Here is a 15,919-nt window from a genome sequence, read left to right as displayed (position 1 = left end):
CGGGCGGCATCAATCATCGGACCATGACGGAGTTTCGGGTCACCCGGCGGCGGCTGCTGATGGGTGCGGGGGCCGGAGTCCTCGGCGTGGCCATCGTGAACACCGTGAGCGGATGCTCCGATGCGGATTCGGGGACGGCGGCAACGCCCACGGTCGCCGCGAGCGCCGGGTTGGGTGACTGGAAACGGGTCAGCCTGTCCTTCGTCTCGGCGTACCTGCTGATCCGGGGCAGCGAGGCGGCCGTGGTGGACCTCGGCACCGGCGGCTCGGAGAACGCGATCGGCGACGCCCTGACCGCGGCCGGCAGCGGGTGGTCGTCGGTCAAGCACGTGATCCTCACCCACTACCATCAGGACCACGTGGGTGGCCTGCCCGGGGTGGAGCCACAGGTGAAGGCCAAGTTCTACGCCGGCCAGGACGACGTCGGCTCGATCGTCAACGCGACCAAGCCGCTGGAGCCGCTCGACGACGGCGACGAGGTCTTCGGCCTGCGGATCGTCAGCACGCCGGGGCACACGCTCGGGCACGTCTCGGTCTTCGAGCCGTCGACCGGCGTCCTCGTGGCCGGCGACGCCCTGCGGACCAGCGGCGGCCTGCAGGGCTCCGACCCGCAGTACACGGCCGACCTGGACAAGGCGGCCGCCTCCCTCAAGAAGCTGGCCGCCCTCGACGTCAAGGCGATCCTCCCGGGCCACGGCGAGCCCCTCACCGTCAACGCGGCCGAGGAGTTGCGCAAGCTGGCCGGTGTCTAGAGATTCGTCCCTTCTGGCCGGTCCCCAACGGGCGCGAGATCAGGTAGCGTTCCCGCGGCGCAAGTGTGCGCCCCATCACCTCTCCTGGAGCGGACCCCCATGCGCCGGATCCTCGCCGCCGCCGTTGTTCTTCTGATGTTCGCCACGACGGCGTGCTCCTCGGGTGACGACAAGGACAAAGCGGGCGGTGGCACCAAGGTCACCGTCGGCGTCATCCCGATCATCGACGTGGCGCCGATCTATCTGGGCAAGGCCAAGGGTTTCTTCGCCCGCCGCGGCATCGACCTGACGCTGGTGCAGGAGCAGGGTGGCGCCGCGATCGTCAAGAACGTCGTGGGCGGCAAGTATCCGTTCGGCTTCAGCAATGTGACCTCGCTGATGGCCGCGCAGGCGGGCGGGGCGAAGCTGAAGGGCGTGGCGGCCGGCGTCTCCTCGACCGGCCGGCCGGGGCGCGACTTCTCGGCCATCGTGGTGCACGACGGCAGCCCGATCCGGTCGGCCAAGGATCTGGCCGGCAAGACGATCGCCGTCAACACCTTGAAGAACCTGGGCGACACGACCGTACGCCAGTCCGTGCGCAGCGACGGCGGCGACCCGAAGAACCTGAAGTTCGAGGCGATGCCGTTCCCCGACATGCCGGCCGCCTTGCAGGGGGGCCGGGTCGACGCCGCCTGGGTCGTCGAGCCGCAGCTGTCGCAGGTGCTCACCCAGGGCGGCCAGGTCGTGGCGTCCAACTTCGTGGACACCGCGGCCGACCTGACCGTGGCGCTCTACTTCACCAGCGAGGCCGCGGTGGCCAAGAGCCCGGAGCTGGTCACCCACTTCACCGAGGCGATCAAGGAGTCGCTGGCCTACGCCGCGACCCACCCGGACGAGGTGCGCGACATCGTCGGCACCTACACGACCATCAACGACACGGTCCGGATCGCGATGATCCTGCCCAGCTGGCCCGGCGAGATCAACCGGGCCTCGATCGACCGTCTGGCCCAGCTCGGCCGCCGCGACGGCATCCTCACCAAGGCCCCGTCGCTGGACCAGCTCCTGCCTTGACGAAAACCTTGACGAAGCCCTGACCGAGCTGCAACACGGCCACTTGTCCGTCACCGTCCGGTCATTTCCCGGGGGCCGAGGGGCCGGAAATTCGACCGGCCCGGTCCGCGGTTCGGGCGCAGGGGCAGCTGGGAGTTGCACGAGATCGCTGGCTGAGTAGTGTGCCTCGCGTTGTCCCGCAAACAGGAGCGCACCCACCAATGATCTCGAACCTGAACGACCTCGCGTCCAACGAGACCACCGTCAAGGCGATCGCCACCGACCTGCAGGGCGTCGTGGAGTCGGAGCTGGCCAAGAAGTCCGGCGTCTCGGCCGGCGCGGTCAAGCTCGCCTACAAGGCCGTCACGTCGTTCGCTCCCGGCTACTACGGCCAGACCGTCGAGCTGATCGTCCCGTCGGCGCTCGAGCAGCTTCAGCCGTTCTGGGCCGACTTCCACGCGGCCGGCGGCGGCACGTTCGGCGACTACCTGGCCAAGCGCAGCCCCGAGGTCACCGAGGCCATGCTGAAGGTCACCGACGACATGGCCAAGGACTCGGAGAAGGCCGTCGTCGTCAAGGCGTACGGCGCCGTGCGCGGGGGCGCCGGCAAGCACATCGAGGCCGCCCTGCCGGCCGTCGGCACCCTGGTCGAGAAGTACGCCGCCTGAGAAACAACGGCCATGCCCCTACCAGAAGGGGCATGGCCGTCTTTTTATGGCAGCAGCAGGTGGACGTCGCCGAACTCGTGCCACCGGTACCGCTCCCGCAGCGCCTCCTCGTAGGCCGGCCGCAGCTCCGAGGAGATCGCCGACAGCATCCGCAGGTGCGACGCGCGCGGCTCGTGCAGGCCGGTGAGCAGCCCGTCGACCGACCGCACCGGCCGTTCGGGCCCGATCACCAGGTCGGTCCAGCCCGACGAGGGCCCGTCGTACGCCGACTCCAGCGCCCGCACCACCGTCGTACCGACCGCGATCACCTTGCCCCCGCCGGCCCGCACATGCCCGATCAGGCGCGCGGTCGTCGACGGCACCGAGTACCACTCCGGGTAGGGCGGCTCGTCCACCTCGGCCGACGCCACACCGGTGTGCAGCGTGACCGGCGCGACCAGGATCCCCCGTCCGGCCAGCGCGGCCAGCACCGCACCGGTCAGCGGCCGCCCGGCGCTCGGCATCTCGGCGCTGCCCGGCTCGGTCGCGTAGGCGTTCTGGTACGTCGCCAGCGGCCAGTCCCGGTCCGTGTAGTCGTACCGGATCGGCCGCCCGTGCCGCGCCAGATACTCGACCCGGCTGCCCGGCACGTCGGCTTTCGCAGTCCAGAGCCGTGCGGTGTACGGATGCAGCAAAGTCACCGCTCCCTCGGGCACCGGCAGCCGCAGCCCCGCCCGCGCCGGCCCCGTGCCCGGCGCGAACGGAGCCGTGCTGCCCCCGGCCGGCCGGCGCAGCTCGACCAGCCACGACCCGTCGGCGTGCTCGGTCGACACGTGCACGACCAGCCCGTCGGCGGTGTCCACGGCGGCCGGCACGGTGGCCGAGTTGTTCACCACCAGCAGGTCCCCGGCGGCCAGGAGGCGCGGCAGCTCGGGGAAACGATGGTGGCTCACCGCGGCGCCACGGCTCACCAGCAGGCGTACGTCCTCACGCCCTTGACCCTGGGTCTCCGGCGGCTCGCGGGCCTCGAGGCCGGCGGGCAGCTCGAAGTCGAGCGTCCCGGCGCTCATCGCACCACGTCGACGGCCGGCAGGTCGGCCGCGGCATAACGGCCCGACGCGGGACGCGACCGCAACAGCCCCAGCAGATGTGGCACGACGGTCTCGGGCGGTGGCAGGTGGGAGATGTCCTCGCCCGGTGCGGCCTGCTGGTAGAGCCGGGTGCGCATCTCGCCCGGGTCGACGCTCCACACGCGTACCACCGGCTCCTCGATCGCCAGCACCCGGCCCGCATGATCCAAGGCCGCCTTGGCGGCCCCATAACCACCCCAGGAGGGGTACGCCTCGACGGCCGCGTCCGAACTGATGTTGAGGATCGCGCCGCCCGCCCGCGACCGGCGCAGCTGCGGCAGGAGGAGCTGGGTCAGCGCGATCGGGGCGAGGGTGTTGACCTCGAAGGTTTCCAGCAGCGCCGGCAGCGGGAAGGTGGCCAGTGCGGGCAGCGGCGAGCCACCCAGCACGGACGCGTTGTTGACGAGCAGGTCGGCCCCGCCCAGCCGGTCCGCCGCGGCGGCCAGCACGGCCCGATGGTCGTCGTCCACCACGTCCCCGGCGAGGGCGATGACGGTGGTCAGACGGCCGAGCTCACTTGCGGTGGCGTCGAGGTCCTCGGCGGTACGCGCGTCCAGCACCAGCCGCCACCCGGCCCGGGCCAGCCCGTCGGCGAGGGCGGCCCCGAGCCCCCGCGAGGCCCCGGTGATGACGGCGACCGGTGTCGTGTTGTCGTTGGTCATGCTGTCGACCTTGCTCTTCATCGACGCCGGTTCCATCGGGCGCGGGACGGCCCCGCCCCGGGACCTTGGTCCTAGGACCATCGGCGCAGGGTTTCTCCGCGGCGGGCCCGGCTAGGGTGGCGGCATGAACGACGGGCTGCACACCGCGCGGCGCTTGTCGGCCGCGGTGCTCGCGGTCAGCGATCGGCTGACCGTCCCCGAGGTGCTGCAAACCATCGTCGACACCGCACGCGAGCTGGTCGGCGCGCAGTACGCGGCGCTCGGCGTCCCCGACGAGGCCGGCTCGTTCGCGCAGTTCGTGGTCTCCGGCGTGAGCGAGGAGATCCAGGCCGCGATCGGCCCGCTCCCCCGCCAGCACGGCTTCCTCGCCGTGATGCTGCGCGACCCCGCCACCCAGCGCGTGGCCGACATCCGGGCCGACCCGCGCTTCAACTGGTGGCCCGCCGCCCACCCGGTGCTCGAGGCCTTCCTCGGCGTCCCCGTCACCAGCGGCGACGAGATCCTGGGCGCGCTCTACCTGGCCAACAAGCCCGGCGGCTTCACCGGCGACGACGAGGAGCTGGTCGGCGTCCTGGCCGCCCACGCGGCCATCGCCTTGACCCACGCCCGGCTGTACGCCCGCAACCGTGAGCTGACCATCGCCGAGGAACGCGCCCGCATCGCCCACGACCTGCACGACGCCGTGGCCCAGCGCCTCTTCAGCCTCCGCCTGACCGCCCAGGCGGCCGGCCTCGTGCTCGACCGCGACCCCGCGGCCGCCCGCGCCCACCTGGCCGAGGTCACCACCCTGGCCAGGGAGGCCACCGAGGAGCTCCAGGCCGCCGTCCAGGAGCTCCGCCCGGGCGACCTGGCCACCGACGGCCTCCCGTCGGTCCTGCGCAAACAGGTGAGCATCCTCGACCGCGCCTACGGCGGCGCCCCGCACCTGACCTACTGCGAGAAGGACGACCCACCCGAACTTCCCATCGCCGCCCGGACCGTCGTCTTCCGCGTGGCCCAGGAGGCCCTGCACAACGCCGTCCGCCACGCCAAGGCCACCGAAGTCAGCGTCTGTCTCCAGAACGCGGCCCCCGGCGCCGTCCGCCTGGAGGTGACCGACGACGGCATCGGCTTCGACGTCGAGGCCACCTTGCGAGCCGGCCGCAGCCTGGGCCTGCGCTCCATGCGCGAACGAGCCTGCGCCGTCCGCGGTCTGTTGTCCGTGGACTCCACCCCGGGTGCCGGCACTGTCGTCCGCCTCGAGGTGCGCAATGCCTGACATCAAGGTGCTGATCGTCGACGACCACCCCGCCGTACGCCGTGGGCTGCGAACCTTCCTGGAGCTGGCCGGCGACCTGGAAGTGGTCGGCGAGGCGGCCGACGGCCCCACCGCCCTCGACCTGATCGCCGAGACCGCCCCCGAGGTCGTCCTGCTCGACATGGTCCTGCCCGGCCTGGACGGCGTCGAGGTGCTCCGCGAGCTGCGCCGCCGCGAACTACCGGCCCGCGTCCTGGTCGTGACCAGCTACACCGACCGCGCCCGCCTCCTCCCGGCCGTCCGCGCCGGCGCCCGCGGCTACCTCTCCAAGGACGTCGACCCGAACGCGCTCGTGGCCGCCGTCCGCTCGGTCGCCGCCGGCCATCTGCTGCTCGAACCCGACGTCGCCACCAGCTTGCTCGGCGCCCCACCCGAGGATCCACCCCTGACCGCCCGCGAACGCGACGTCCTGGCCCTGCTGGCCGAGGGCCGCTCCAACCGCGAGATCGCCCGCGCCCTGGTCGTAGCCGAAAAGACCGTCAAGACCCACGTCTCCAGCATCCTGCTGAAACTCGGCCTGGCCGACCGCACCCAGGCCGCCCTCCACGCCGTCCGCACCGGCCTGGCCGCCGGTCCCGACCGCCCATAGCGGATCAGCGACAAACCGGAGCGCCGGCCGCCGCCCCCGTTGTTCCATGAGGGCATGGCCGGACTCCGGTGGCGCCGATGGACGCCGGCGTTGTGGGCGCTCGGCGGGCTGGCCGGGACGCTGGTGCTGGTCTTCCTGCTCGCGGTCGGTCCCTGGCTGTTCACGCGGTACCCCCGGCACAATCTCACCGCCGAGCAGACCCTCAAGGCCAAGAACGACGTACGCACCACCCTCGTGCAGGCTTTCGTCGGCCTCGCCGTGGCCAGCGGCGCAATCGTCACCTACCGCACCTTCAGCCAGAACCGCCGCGAACACGACCGTTCCTACGAACTCCGCCAGGCCGAGCAGATCAACGAATTCTTCGCCACCGCCGTCGACCAGCTCGGCCATCAGCACGCCCCGGTCCGGCTCGGCGCCCTGTACTCACTGGTGCAGCTGGCCCAGGCAAACCCACCCCAGCGCGCCTCGGTAGTCGACGTCATCTGCGGCTACCTGCGTATGCCGTACACACCGGCGCCGCCCCCGGTCGCAGCCGCGAAGCCGCCACCGCTCGCCGAGCTACCGCCGGCCCCGGCCGCAAAGCCGCCGCCGCTGGCCGGATTGCCGCTACGGCCGGCCGCGGCACCGGCCGACGATGGTGACGCGCAACAGGAGCTCCAAGTCCGGTTGACCGCTCAACGTTTGCTGGCGGCCCACCTCCGCCCGCCCGACAGCCACCACGGTGCGGCTCTGGACGCCTCACCGAGCAACCACTTCTGGCCGGGAGTGATCCTCGATCTTGTCGGCGCCACCCTCGTGGATTTCGATCTGCGCGAGGCGTCCCTCAGCACCGCCCGCTTCGACGGCGCCAGCTTCACCGGCGACACCTCATTCGTCCAGACCACCTTCACCAGCGATGCCCATTTCGTCGGTGCGGCTTTCGGCGGGCGCGCACGCTTCGTGGATACCGAGTTCCTGGGCGGCGCGAGCTTCGATCGGGCGCGATTCGCCGCCAGCACCCGATTCGACGGCGCCCATTTCCACGGCGACGCCCATTTCGAGGGCGCGACCTTCACCGGCGACGCCCGTTTCACCCGGGCCCGGTTCGCCCAAGGCACCCTGTTCCGCGGGGCCACTTTCGCCGGGGACGCCATGTTCGGACACGCGGCTTTCACGGGGAGCGCGGTATTCGCCAAATGCACGTTCTCCGATCTGACCCGGTTCGCCGATGCCACCTTCGACGGTGTCGCCGAGTTCGCCGAAGCCACCTTCGCGGGCATCGCCCGGTTCGGCGGAACACAGTTCAACCGCACTGTCCAATTCAGGGAGGCAACCTTCGTCAGCGGCGCGCAGTTCGATGAGGCGACGTTCGCCGACGACACCGGGCTGCGCCTGGCGCGCGTCCTGCACCTGGACGACCCGGATCTCAACAAGCCCGGCGGGGGCGCCCGCCGCATCTGGCCGGAGAACTGGAAGGTGCGTGCCGGGTGGGACGACCCGACGCAAGGAACCCTGGTCCGCACGACCCGGCCTACGCCCCGCGCTCAATCGTGATGACCGGTCCTTCGGCGTAACCGACGATGTCGTAGCACCGTCAGCGCCGTCAGCCAGATCGGCACCAGGTTGCCGAAGATCCGCCAGCTGACCACGATCCCGAAGGCCCGCGACGATTCCACGACCAGGTCCGAGGCGCCGGCCCGCCCTTCCTCCGTGACCACGACCCCCGTGAACTCGCCCTGGATGCACGCGCCGTTCGGCCTCGTCGGCGGGTGGTGTGGGGCGAAGCGGTTGGGCATCACGGCACTACCATCGCGACCGCGACGGCGCGGGTCAGCCGGATCAGCGACATGTTCAGATGGTGCCTCAGCTCGCGGTGGCGTCGTGTTTGGCCATGGTTTCCTGGCGGGCGGGCTCTTCGCGCAGGATGGCGGCGTCGAGCCAGGTGTCGGGGAGGGCGAAGGCGTCGACCAGGGTGCGCATGTGGGGGCGCAGCTCGCGCAGGAGCTCGTTGACGGTGGCGGTCACCGCCTTGGAGCGGGCCGGGGTGAGGCGCTGGTGTTCGAGGAACCAGCCGCGGTCGGCCTCGATGGTGGTCAGCGCGTACAGATCGCAGACCTTGGAGAGCAGCGCCCTGGCGTCGGGGTCGGCGGTGCGCTCGATGCCGGCCACGAAGGCCTCCAGCACGACGCGGTCGATGTGCGCGGTGGCCGTTTTCAGGACGTGGTCCTGCACGTCGTTGAAGATGTCGAACTGGCGGTCCTTCTTGGTGGCCGCGCCGCGGCGCAGGCGCCGGATGACGCTCTCGAGAACGTGCTTCTCGCGGTCCTCGAGCATCTTCAGCTGCCAGCCGCGGTCGGTCAGGGCCACGTCGTCGCCGCGGCCGGGGACCGCATCGACCAGCCGGCGGATCAGCGTGCGGGCGGCCGTACGCTCGAGCACCATCTCGCGGACCTGGTCGGCCACGAAGGCCGTACGTCCCCAGCCGTCGAGCGAGCCGAAGGCGTCGCGGTAGCCGGTGAGCAGGCCTTTCGCGACCAGCTGGAGTAGGACGGTGTTGTCGCCCTCGAAGGTGGTGAACACGTCGGTGTCGGCCTTGAGGCCGGGCAGCCGGTTCTCCGAGAGGTAGCCGGCGCCGCCGCACGCCTCGCGGCAGGTCTGGATCGTGTGGGTGGCGTGCCAGGTCTGCGCCGCCTTGAGCCCGGCCGCCCGGGACTCGAGCTCGCGCTGGTCGTGATCCGAGGCGCCGGCTCCCGCGGTCTGCACGTCGTGCAGCTTGGCCACCAGCTCCTCCTGGCCGAAGTGCAGCGCGTACGTCTTGGCCAGCGCGACCAGCAGCTTGCGCTGGTGGGCCCGGTAGTCGTTGAGGACGATCTCGCGGTCGTGGCCGGGCGCGCCGAACTGGCGGCGGACGTCGCCGTAGCGGACGGCGATGGCCAGCGCGACCCGGGTCGCGGCCGACGAGGCGCCCCCGACGCTGACGCGGCCGCGCACGAGCGTGCCGAGCATGGTGAAGAAGCGGCGGGTGTCGTTCTCGATCGGGCTGGAGTAGGCGCCGTCCTCGGCGACCTGGCCGTACCGGTCGAGGAGCATGTCGCGGGGCACGCTGACGTGGTCGAAGCTGAGCCGGCCGTTGTCGACGCCGAGCAGGCCGGCCTTGTGCCGGTCGTCGCCGATGGTCACGCCGGGCAGCGGTTGCCCGTGCTCGTCGCGGATCGGCACCAGGAACGCGTGCACGCCCTTGCCGACGCCCTGGGTGATCAGCTGGGCGAAGACGACCGCCATCCGGCCGTCGCGGGCCGCGTTGCCGATGTAGTCCTTGCGGGCCGCCTCGTGCGGCGTGTGCAGGTCGAACGTCTGGGTGGCGGGATCGTACACACAGCTGGTGCGCAGCCGGTGGACGTCGGAGCCGTGACCGGTCTCGGTCATCGCGAAACAGCCCATGAGCTCGGCCGACATGATGTCGCGGACGTACGCCTCGTGGTGTTTGTGCGTGCCCAGCGCGGAGACGGCCCCGCCGAACAGGCCCCACTGCACGCCCGCCTTGACCATGAGTGACAGGTCGACGTGCCCGAGCATCTCGGCCGCGACCACGGCCGCGCCCGGGTCGAACGTGCCGCCGTACTCCGAGGGGAAGGCCGCGGTGACCCCGAGCTCGCCGGGCAGCTCGGCCAGGAGCCCGGTGATGCGGGTGCGGGCCTCCTCGATGCTCTCGCCCGGCACGGGCGTGAAGCGGCTGTCGTCGAGTCGCTCGCGGGCGGCCTGACGGATGTGCGCCCAGCGACCGTCGAGCACCTCACGCAGCGCGGCAGCATCAACCATGACGACCTCCAAGCGGTGGTACAGCGTGTACCCGTCCGTGGGTACAGACTGTACCAGCTAGGGTGTGCCCATGAGGAGGGACACCGTCGCCGCGCGCCGGGCCGGGGGCGTCAACCACCGGGAGCGGATCGTCGCGGCGGCCGTGCAGGCGATCGAGGAGCACGGCAGCGACCCGGGGCTGGCCGTTATCGCCGATCTCGCGGGTCTCCCCCGGCCGCACGTCTACCGGCACTTCACCGGCAAGGAGGAGCTCGACCAGGCCGTGGCCCGGCAGGCCGCGAAGATGCTCGGCGCCTGGATCCGCCCGTCGCTGACCGTGCGCGGCACCCCGCCCGAGGTCATCGACGGCCTCGTCGCGCGGGTGCTGCAGTGGGCCGCCTTCCACCCCAACCTCTACCGCTTCCGCGTCCGCCTCGGCCCCGGCGAGGCCGTGCCCCAGCTGACCCGCGCCCTGGCCGCCTATGCCGGCGAGGCCCCGCCCGAGCACGTCGTGGCCGGGGTGATCGGCCTGGTCGACGCGAGCGTGCTGTGGTGGTTCGAGCACCGCGACGAGATCGGCCAGGAAGCGCTGAGCGCCTCGCTGAGCGCCCAGGTGTGGCTGCTGCTGGCCGCCGCGCTGACCACCCTCGACCCCGGAGCGCCCCTGACACCGTCCTATCCGGAGCCGTGACGTGCGGGCACGCCCCTCGCTGAGCCCCGAGCTGATCATCGACGCGGCCAGCCGGCTCGCCGCCACCTCCGGGGCCGGGGCGCTGACCGTGCGCCGCCTCGGCAGGGAGCTCGGCGCCGACCCGACCGCCGTCTACCGCCACTTCCGCGACCGCGACGAGATCATCCTCGAGGTGGCCGACCGCCTGATCGGCCGGATCATCGAAGAGCTGCCACCGGGCCTGGGCTGGCGGGCTCGCCTCGAGTGGCTCGGCCGGGCCCTGGTCCGTACGTTCGTGGAGCACCCGGCCATCGCCCCGACCGTCGCCATGCGCACCACCCGGCGCCCCGGCGAGTTCCGCACGGTCGAGGCCGTCCTGGGCGCGCTGCACGACGCCGGCCTGGACGACCGCCAGGCCGCGGTGCAGCATCGCGTCTTCGCCGACACCCTGTTGTCGTACGCCGGCATGTGCGGCAGTTACGCCGCCCTGGACGAGCCGAGCCGCCGCGGCGACGAGTCGGCCTGGACCCGCGAGTACCAGGCCCTGCCGGCCGCCGAGTTCCCGCACATCGCCGCCGTCGCCCCGCACTTCGCCACGGTCGACGACGACGTCGTCCTCACCGGCCTGCTCACCGCCCTGCTCGACACGATAGAACGGCTCGCCCGATGACCACCGCCCTCGCCTCGATGATCGCCGCCCAGCCCGACGTCATCGCGTCCCTGGCCGCGCCTGTCCCCGCCGCCGACCGCCTTGCCGGCGCGCGCCGGATCTGGCTGATCGGCACCGGGACCAGCCTGCACGCAGCCGAGCTGGGCGCCTCCGCCCTGGAGACGGCCGGCCTCGACGCCCGCCCGATCGCCGCCAACCGCTTCACCGCCGTACGCCCCGGCGACGCCGCCATCGTCATCACCCACACCGGCCAGACGGCACACGCCCGGCGCAGCCGCCAGATCGTCCTCGACGCCGGCCTCCCGCTCGTCTCGATCACCGGCCCCGACGTCGACTGGCCCGAAGCCGTCCGCACCCCCGTGGCCGAGCAGTCGGAGACCTACACCGTCAGCTACACCGCCGCCCTGACCGTCCTGGCCGGCCTCGCCCACCACCTCGGCGCCCCCGGCCTCGACCCGTCAAAGATCAAGTCCACAGCCGAGGCCGTACGCCACGTGCTCACCGACCCGGGCATCGACGCGGTGCCGATCCCGGCCCGGGCCATGGCGATCGTCGGCCCCGGCGACTGGTCGGTGACCGCCCGCGAGGGCGCCCTGAAGATCCGCGAGGCCGCCCGCCTGCTCTGCGAGGGCTTCGACCCCGACCGCCTCCTGCACGGCGCCGCCGTCCCCTACGGCAGCGCCGACACCCTGCTGGCCCTGGCCCCCACCGACGACCTCACCGCCGGCCTGACCCACGCCGCCCGCGTCACCGGCCTGGGCGTCTACATCTTCCCCGCCACCAGCGCCGACGCCGGTCGCAGTGCCGATTCCGTCGCCCGCGCCGGGGGCGGTGCCGATGCCGTCGCCGGTGACGGCGCTGATGCCAGCGCTCGCGCCGGTGGCGGTGCCGGTGGCGGTGGCGATGCCACGGCCCGCGTTGGTGGCGATGGCGATGGCCGCGCCGGTGGCGATGCCGGTGGCGATGCCACGGCCCGCGTCGGTGGCGATGGCGATGGCCGCGCCGGTGGTGGTGGCGGTGCTGTCGCCGGCGACGGCCTGCTGGACCAGATTCCGATGACTGTCCGCCTTCAGTTGCTGGCCTTGCGCTTCGCCCGCCAGCGAGCCCAGAACGCCGACATCGCCATCACCGGCGCCTGGGCCGACCACGCCCTGTGGGAGGCCCTTTAACCGCCACGAACGCCGCAAGCGACCGGGCCGGCCCACGCGCGACCGGGCCGGCCCACGCGCGACCGGGCCGGCCGGGCCCGCCCGGACCGGCCCATGCTCTGCGGAGGCCCCCTAAGCAGCCACGTAGACCCAGGCCGAGTCGCCCGAGGCCAGAGGGGCCGCCACCCGCCGGTAGTCGTCCACTTCGTACTCGTCGGCCTTGAGCAGCTCGGCGTCGGTCACCTCGAAGACCGCGCCGTCGACGCCGTCGGCCGGGTTGCCGGTGGCGAGCAGGATCGGGTGGTGGGTCTCACCGCTCAGCGCCAGGACCTGAGGGTCGGTGATCTCGACCTGGGCCACTCGGAAGCCGGCGAGGCGGGCCGGGTGGCCGGTCAGCTCGCGGCCGAAGGTGGCGCGCTGGACGGCGGGGTCGCGCAGCGTGCCGTACGAGAAGAGCAGTGGCATCTATCCTCGATCCTCGGTGAGCCGGCCGCCGGCGAGGCGGAGCCGGCGGTTGACGCCGATCTCGGCCAGGAAGCGGTCGTCGTGGCTGACCACGACGAAGGCGCCCCGGTAGGCGGTGAGGGCGCTCTCGAGCTGGCCGACGCTGACCAGGTCGAGGTTGTTGGTCGGTTCGTCGAGCAGCAGCAGCTGCGGGGCCGGCTCGGCGAACAGGATGCAGGCGAGGGTGGCCCGCAGCCGCTCGCCGCCCGACAGCACCCCGACCGGCAGGTGCGCCCGTGCACCACGGAACAGGAACCGGGCCAGCAGGTTCATCCGCTCGGCGTCGGGCCGGGTCGGCGCGAACGCCGTGAAATTCTCCGCCACCGTGCGGTTCTCGTCGAGCAAGTCCAGCCGCTGGGACAGATAGGCCGTGGGGACGGTGGCACCTTGCCCGATCTGTCGCATCAGGGTCGACTTCCCGGCGCCGTTGTCACCGATCAGCGCGATCCGCTCCGGCCCCCGGATCGTGAGGTCGAGAGCTTCGAAGACGACCCTGTCATAGGCGGCCCGCAGTCCGTGGCCCTGGAAGACCGTCTTACCGGCGGGGACGTCGGTGCCCGGCAGCTCCAGCGTGATCCGGTCCTCCTGGCGGGCGGCCCGGCTGGCCTGGTCGTAGCGGGCCTGCGCGTCACCGACCCGGCTCGCGTGCGTGTCGGCCTGCTTGGCCGCCGAGACCTGGGCGTCCCGTTTCAGGTTCCCGGCCACGATCCGGGCCAGGCCGGCGTCGGCCAGGTTGCGGCTGGCGTTGGAGGCGCGGCGCTGGGCGCGCTCGCGGGCCTGCTGCATCTCGCGTTTCTGCCGTTTGAGGTCGGCCTCGGCGTTGCGGACCTGCCGCTCGGCCACCTCACGCTCCCCGCGCACGGCGTCTTCGTACTCGGTGAAAGTGCCGCCGTACCACCGGATGTCGCCCTGGGGCTCGAGCGCGGCGATGCGGTCCATCTCGTCCAGCAACTCCCGGTCGTGGCTGACCACGAGCAGACACCCGGGCCAGGTACGCAGCACTTCCAGGAGACGGTCCCGGCCCGTACGGTCGAGGTTGTTGGTCGGCTCGTCCAGAAGCAGCACGTCGGGCCGCTTGAGCAGCTGGGCGGCCAGCCCGAGCGACACGATCTGGCCGCCGCTGAGCGTGGCCAGCCGCCGGTCGAGCGTGACGTCGCCCAGCCCGAGCCGGTCGAGCTCGGCCCGGGTGCGCTCCTCGACGTCCCAGTCGGTGCCGACGATCGCGAAGTTCTCCTCGCCGGCGTCACCGCTCTCGATCGCGAGCAGCGCCGCGACGATCCGGTCGACCCCGAGCACCTGCGCGACGGTCTGATCGGTGGCGAACGGCAGATGCTGGGGCAGATAACCTAGGACGCCTTCGACGTGCACGCTGCCGCCGGCCGGTTTCAGCTCCCCGGCGATCAGCTTGAGCAGCGTCGACTTGCCGGCGCCGTTCGAGGCGACGAGCCCCGTACGCCCGCCCGGCACCGACACGGAGAGCTCGTCGAAGACCGGGGTGTCGTCCGGCCAGGAAAAGGACAGCGCGGAACAAACGATGTATGCATCGGACATGTGAGAATCCCAGAGAAGAGGGCGAACGAAGGCATGACGACGGAGGCCGCGGCGACAGCGCGTGGTCCACGCGCGCCTGCGGCCGGCCGGGGAACTCACCCGGAGATGTCGTCCTCGCCTGCCATGCCCACTCCCTCTTCCCAGGGCAACTCGCTGAAGCTTAGCGCGACCGGGCGGCCTCAGTCGGGCGGGAACACGTACTGGTCGTGCTCGATGGACAGTCCGAGCCGGGCCGGGCAGCGTTGCAGGGTGCGCGCCGATTGACATCCTCTTCGCCTTAAACGGCGGAGAATCCCTCCACGCTGCGCGTGGGCCGCGCGGCGTCCGGTGAAGCCGGCCCATCCGGCGTCGTGCACACTCTTGGCGAGCCGGGTCCGGCCGAGACCGCCCACGCACAGGTCCTCGACGTACACCGCTTGGTTGTCGCGGATGATCGCCGTGGACAGCTTGTGCTGCCAGTCGCGCCGGGTGTCGGCCACCCGCGCATGCGCCCGGGCAACCTTGACAACAGCCTTCTTGCGGTTCGCGCTACCGCGTTGCTTGCGCGAGACAGCCTGTTGCAGCCGCTTGAGTTTGCGAGCGGCCCGCCGCAAAAACTTCGGCGCCGCGATCCTCGTGCCGTCGGACATGACCGCGAAGTGAGTCAGCCCCAGATCGATCCCGATCTGCGAGTCGACCGGCGGCAGCGTCTCGACCTGCGTGGCCCGCACGACGAACGAGGCGAAGTATCGCCCGACGGCATCCTTGATGATCGTCACGCTGGACGGGTCCGACGGCAGCGACCGCGACCAGCGCACCTGCAGGTCGCCGATCTTCGGCAGCCGCAGCCGGCCGTTGTCGCAGACCTTGAACCGGGAGTTCTTGGTGAACCGGATGGCCTGCCGGTTGTCCTTGCGGGACCGGAAGCGGGGCGGGGCCACCTTGCGGCCCTTGCGCTTGCCCGAGATCGAGGCGAAGAAGTTGCGGTAGGCGGTGTTCAGGTCGGCCAGGGCTTGCTGCAACACCACCGCGGACACCTCACCCAGCCACGATCGTTCCGGGGTCAGCTTGGCCTCGGTGATCAGACGGCGGGACAGCTCGCCATCGGAGATGTACTTCTCGCCCGCCTCCCGGGCCTGATGACGTAGGCGCAGCCCGTCGTTGAACACCACCCGCGCACACCCGAATGCCCTGGCCAACTCGATCTGCTGGCCAGGCGTCGGGTACACGCGGAAGTTGTAACGCAGCTGCACAGAAAGCACCGTACCGCCCGCTGGTCAACTTCCCGCCCAAGGTGACCGTGGCCCGGCCGGTCAACAGTCTCGAGGGCGTGTCGTCGCGCCGCCTACGGCGGGATTTCCCCGATCTGGCGCGGCACTACGACCGGGCCAACAAACTCTGGTCGGGCCCGTACCTCGCGGGCTCCACCGGTGGTATACCGCTGAGCGCAGCTAAGCAATACATCGAATTGCAAAACCGTCCCGGGTAAGGCACTGCTCGAGCCATGGCGTCCC

17 protein-coding genes are annotated in these 15,919 nt (G+C 71.7%); 10 read left to right on the top strand and 7 right to left on the bottom strand.

Annotation, left to right across the window (positions count from 1 at the left end; genetic code table 11):
- Positions 1–23 precede the first annotated feature (23 nt).
- The 3 genes from AB0J66_RS03485 (at position 24) to AB0J66_RS03475 (ending at position 2,449) form a co-directional block, all read left to right on the top strand.
- Positions 24–752: an MBL fold metallo-hydrolase gene (locus AB0J66_RS03485; RefSeq protein WP_364655302.1), complete on the top strand. Its 729-nt coding sequence runs from the start codon at positions 24–26 to the stop codon at positions 750–752.
- A 99-nt stretch (positions 753–851) separates the two neighbouring features.
- The gene (locus AB0J66_RS03480; RefSeq protein ID WP_364655300.1) at positions 852–1,802 is read left to right on the top strand and encodes an ABC transporter substrate-binding protein; all 951 of its coding nucleotides are present in this window, start codon (positions 852–854) and stop codon (positions 1,800–1,802) included.
- 200 nt (positions 1,803–2,002) lie between these two features.
- Complete coding sequence (locus AB0J66_RS03475; protein ID WP_364655298.1) at positions 2,003–2,449, top strand: hypothetical protein; 447 nt, start codon at positions 2,003–2,005, stop codon at positions 2,447–2,449.
- A 44-nt stretch (positions 2,450–2,493) separates the two neighbouring features.
- On the opposite strand, the gene AB0J66_RS03470 is transcribed toward AB0J66_RS03475, so the two are convergent.
- The gene (locus AB0J66_RS03470) at positions 2,494–3,498 is read right to left on the bottom strand and encodes an S-adenosylmethionine:tRNA ribosyltransferase-isomerase (RefSeq protein WP_364655296.1); all 1,005 of its coding nucleotides are present in this window, start codon (positions 3,496–3,498) and stop codon (positions 2,494–2,496) included.
- Positions 3,495–4,241 (bottom strand): SDR family oxidoreductase, encoded by a 747-nt coding sequence (locus tag AB0J66_RS03465; RefSeq protein WP_364655294.1) that lies wholly within the window; start codon positions 4,239–4,241, stop codon positions 3,495–3,497. The genes AB0J66_RS03470 and AB0J66_RS03465 overlap by 4 nt, the downstream gene beginning before the upstream one ends.
- Positions 4,242–4,344: 103 nt before the next feature.
- Here AB0J66_RS03465 and AB0J66_RS03460 point away from each other — a divergent pair, with 103 nt between their 5' ends.
- The 3 genes from AB0J66_RS03460 (at position 4,345) to AB0J66_RS03450 (ending at position 7,639) form a co-directional block, all read left to right on the top strand.
- Positions 4,345–5,478: a GAF domain-containing sensor histidine kinase gene (locus tag AB0J66_RS03460; RefSeq protein WP_364655292.1), complete on the top strand. Its 1,134-nt coding sequence runs from the start codon at positions 4,345–4,347 to the stop codon at positions 5,476–5,478.
- Positions 5,471–6,106: a response regulator transcription factor gene (locus AB0J66_RS03455; RefSeq protein ID WP_364655290.1), complete on the top strand. Its 636-nt coding sequence runs from the start codon at positions 5,471–5,473 to the stop codon at positions 6,104–6,106. The genes AB0J66_RS03460 and AB0J66_RS03455 overlap by 8 nt, the downstream gene beginning before the upstream one ends.
- A 123-nt stretch (positions 6,107–6,229) precedes the next feature.
- Complete coding sequence (locus AB0J66_RS03450; RefSeq protein ID WP_364655288.1) at positions 6,230–7,639, top strand: pentapeptide repeat-containing protein; 1,410 nt, start codon at positions 6,230–6,232, stop codon at positions 7,637–7,639.
- Here AB0J66_RS03450 and AB0J66_RS03445 read toward each other — a convergent pair.
- Both AB0J66_RS03445 and AB0J66_RS03440 read right to left on the bottom strand, forming a co-directional pair.
- Entirely contained in the window at positions 7,630–7,884 is a 255-nt protein-coding gene (locus tag AB0J66_RS03445) for a hypothetical protein (protein WP_364655286.1), read from the bottom strand. The genes AB0J66_RS03450 and AB0J66_RS03445 overlap by 10 nt on opposite strands.
- Positions 7,885–7,948: 64 nt before the next feature.
- Positions 7,949–9,904, bottom strand: a complete 1,956-nt coding sequence (locus AB0J66_RS03440; RefSeq protein WP_364655284.1) for an acyl-CoA dehydrogenase — start codon at positions 9,902–9,904, stop codon at positions 7,949–7,951.
- Positions 9,905–9,974: 70 nt separating this feature from the next.
- On the opposite strand from AB0J66_RS03440, the gene AB0J66_RS03435 reads away from it, so the two are divergent.
- The 3 genes from AB0J66_RS03435 to AB0J66_RS03425 are packed head-to-tail and all read left to right on the top strand — an operon-like array spanning position 9,975 to position 12,392.
- Entirely contained in the window at positions 9,975–10,574 is a 600-nt protein-coding gene (locus AB0J66_RS03435; protein ID WP_364655283.1) for a TetR/AcrR family transcriptional regulator, read from the top strand.
- Position 10,575: 1 nt separating this feature from the next.
- Entirely contained in the window at positions 10,576–11,223 is a 648-nt protein-coding gene (locus AB0J66_RS03430; protein ID WP_364655281.1) for a TetR/AcrR family transcriptional regulator, read from the top strand.
- Positions 11,220–12,392, top strand: coding sequence for an SIS domain-containing protein (locus AB0J66_RS03425; protein WP_364655279.1), 1,173 nt, complete (start codon positions 11,220–11,222; stop codon positions 12,390–12,392). Before AB0J66_RS03430 ends, AB0J66_RS03425 begins: the two co-directional genes overlap by 4 nt.
- A 111-nt stretch (positions 12,393–12,503) precedes the next feature.
- Here the strand turns inward: AB0J66_RS03425 and AB0J66_RS03420 are convergent, their stop codons facing one another.
- From AB0J66_RS03420 to AB0J66_RS03410, 3 genes are all read right to left on the bottom strand, one after another.
- The gene (locus AB0J66_RS03420) at positions 12,504–12,836 is read right to left on the bottom strand and encodes a gamma-glutamylcyclotransferase family protein (RefSeq protein ID WP_364655277.1); all 333 of its coding nucleotides are present in this window, start codon (positions 12,834–12,836) and stop codon (positions 12,504–12,506) included.
- Positions 12,837–14,426 (bottom strand): ABC-F family ATP-binding cassette domain-containing protein, encoded by a 1,590-nt coding sequence (locus AB0J66_RS03415; RefSeq protein ID WP_364655276.1) that lies wholly within the window; start codon positions 14,424–14,426, stop codon positions 12,837–12,839. It abuts the gene before it with no gap.
- 179 nt (positions 14,427–14,605) lie between these two features.
- On the bottom strand, positions 14,606–15,658 hold the full coding sequence (locus AB0J66_RS03410) for a transposase (RefSeq protein WP_364655275.1): 1,053 nt from the start codon (positions 15,656–15,658) through the stop codon (positions 14,606–14,608).
- On the opposite strand from AB0J66_RS03410, the gene AB0J66_RS03405 reads away from it, so the two are divergent.
- Positions 15,592–15,894 carry a transposase gene (locus tag AB0J66_RS03405; protein ID WP_364655273.1) on the top strand — a complete coding sequence of 101 codons (303 nt, stop codon included), beginning with the start codon at positions 15,592–15,594 and terminating at the stop codon, positions 15,892–15,894. The genes AB0J66_RS03410 and AB0J66_RS03405 overlap by 67 nt on opposite strands.
- Positions 15,895–15,919: the final 25 nt, after the last annotated feature.

Source organism: Actinoplanes sp. NPDC049598, from assembly GCF_040675435.1.
Classification (GTDB): domain Bacteria; phylum Actinomycetota; class Actinomycetes; order Mycobacteriales; family Micromonosporaceae; genus Actinoplanes.
This window is presented reverse-complemented; position numbering and strand designations above follow the sequence as displayed.